At 38.9% G+C, this 2,537-nt stretch carries 2 protein-coding genes and 1 pseudogene; 2 read left to right on the forward strand and 1 reads right to left on the reverse strand.

What is annotated here, in order from left to right:
- A pseudogene (locus AP75_RS14425) lies at nt 1–314 on the forward strand (hypothetical protein); the annotation flags it as partial.
- A gap of 95 nt (nt 315–409) precedes the next feature.
- Nucleotides 410–1,480, forward strand: coding sequence for a tyrosine-type recombinase/integrase (locus AP75_RS13705; RefSeq protein ID WP_088264988.1), 1,071 nt, complete (start codon nt 410–412; stop codon nt 1,478–1,480).
- 30 nt (nt 1,481–1,510) lie between these two features.
- On the opposite strand, the gene AP75_RS13710 is transcribed toward AP75_RS13705, so the two are convergent.
- Nucleotides 1,511–1,981 (reverse strand): GNAT family N-acetyltransferase, encoded by a 471-nt coding sequence (locus AP75_RS13710; RefSeq protein ID WP_031502824.1) that lies wholly within the window; start codon nt 1,979–1,981, stop codon nt 1,511–1,513.
- Between the last annotated feature and the right edge of the window lie 556 nt (nt 1,982–2,537).

Here is a 2,537-nt window from a genome sequence, read left to right on the forward strand (position 1 = left end):
AAATCTCCATTCCAGGTCCACCGAGAAAAAAAGACACCCTCTACCAGAAACAAACAAAGCGCAAAAAATTCAGAACCAGAGCTGCCATAGAGCCTATCATCGGACATTTAAAAACTGATTTCAGGCTGGCTAAAAATTACTTTATGGGAGAAACGGGGCCTCAAATCAATGCCTTCCTAGCAGCAACTGCCTGGAATATGAAGAAAATGATGGAGATTCTTAAAGCCAATCTTCGTTGGCTATATTTTTCTTTGCAGAATTTCCTCTTTGCTGCATATTTTTTCACAATAAAAAGAAAATATTTATATTGTTAAGGAACGACTATTTAACAGGAAAATGAACAATATAAAAATTGCATTGATTTAATAATGCACTACGAGTTAATATATAAAAAATACGCAGTGGTGGTATGGATTTTTCAGACAAAAGATTTCAGTTTTCCTCCGGAACTCACAACGGCTCCAACGTTATTTGGGTGCAGTTTGAAAAAGACCGGCAGCTCATTTCCTTTCTGCGCGAACACACAAAAGCACGGTGGTCCGCCTCACAAAAAAAATGGTATGTTACCGATAACAGGCACTACCACAAACTTTTTGGGCTGCCCGAGAAAATAACCGGCAAGGCAGTACTCTCCAAAATTCACCTTGTCAATTTGCCGGAGTTCCAGCGTTTCCAGGAACATCTCCTGCTGAAGCGGTACAGTCAAAATACCTTACGCACTTACAGCATAGAATTTGCACAGTTGCTCTACATCCTAAAAAGTTATCCCGTGCAGGAGCTTTCTCCCGAACGTTTGCGGTCTTATTTCCTCTACTGCCACGAAAAACTGAAACTCTCGGAAAGCGAAATCCACAGCCGCATGAATGCAGTAAAGTTTTATTTTGAGCAAGTGCTCCACCGCCAAAAAATGTTTTTCGACATTCCGCGCCCAAAGAAAAAGCTGCTGATTCCCAAAATGCTCAGCAAAGCTGAAATCAAGAAAATAATAGCTGCCACACTAAATCTCAAACATTCACTTGTTCTGAAAGTGTGTTACGGCATGGGGCTTCGTGTGAGTGAAGTGGTAGCGTTAAAACTTTCCGATATCGACAGTGCGGAAATGCTGGTGCGCATCGAACAGGGGAAAGGTAAAAAAGACCGCATCGCCGTACTTCCCCAAAGCTTACTGCCAGAATTGCGGGAATATTACCTGAGCTACCGCCCAAAGGTTTACCTTTTCGAGGGTAAAGAAGGCGAGGCATATTCTGTACGGTCTGCGCAGGCGGTATTTAGGAAGGCGATGGAAAAGGCAGGCATTCGCAAGAAAGTCGGTATTCACGGATTGCGCCACAGTTTTGCCACTCACTTAATGGAAACAGGAACCGATATCCGCTTTATTCAGGAGCTCCTTGGGCATAATTCCATTAAAACCACCCAAATCTACACGCATGTGACAGACCTTTCAAAGTCCAGGATAAAAAGTCCGCTGGATTCTTTATAATTTTTTTCTAAAACGGCTGTTCTTTCCTGTTTAAAAGTGTTTCTCCATTTTGATATTTGCTCTTTCGTAAACTCCACTTTCAAGTTCAACTTCTTCAAACCCATATTTTCTAAATAAATGAATAGCCGATTGCAACGTTGTGTTTGAGTATAAAATAAGTATCGTTATTTGTTTTTGTTTGGCAATATTTAAGCAATGTTCAATCAATATTGTCCCAATACCGTGTCCCTGTGCTTTGTCGCTGACAGCCAATTTACCTAATTCGTAAACCGTTTCACTTTTCTTTAACAGTGAGGCTGTACCAACAATTTCACCATTGAGTTTAGCATAATAAATATGGCCGCCTTTGTCTATGATATGCTTTTGGGGATCTGAAAGTGATGCAACATCACCTTCTTCTATACGAAAATATTTTTCAAGCCACTCGTAATTCAGTGTCTTAATTGGTACAGATAACTCTTCTGAAAATTCTATGATATCAACCACGTTTTTTTTACTCATTTGCCGGACAATTACATTTATAGATTTTTTTTAAATCGACTGTTCTTCCCTGCTTACATCACTTCTTCCACAGTATAGATCCAATTTAAAACCAAAAATAAATTGGAGAAATAACAGATTTATTATAGATTTTTCTATTTTTTTAAAGAAATTAATAACTTAAAGATTCGCTGAACTAAAGCTTCGGCAGCTTTAACAACCGCATAAATCTGTCACTTTGTAAAGTTAACTAAAAAAGCCTAAACCGACCCAAAAAAGAGGTTCTTCCAGAAATCCTCTGTAAATCTCTAAAATCCTTCGCCGATAAACCCATAATGCTGAAAAAAAACTCCCGAAGCTTCCGTTAAATAGGGTATCACTGTTCGTTCTTCACACGCAACAAGAACTTAGATGTTGAACTAAACCTCCGGTAGCTTTTCCCATTTGCCGTTTTAGTAACTTTGTTTTTATTAACCTTTTAAAAACTCATGAAATGGCTACAAAAAAAAATCTACGGAGGATTTAAGGACCAACTATATAGCTCCAACAGATAATTGTATTCATGATGGCTCCACAG

This window comes from Kaistella haifensis DSM 19056 (assembly GCF_000735695.2).
GTDB classification, from domain to species: domain Bacteria; phylum Bacteroidota; class Bacteroidia; order Flavobacteriales; family Weeksellaceae; genus Kaistella; species Kaistella haifensis.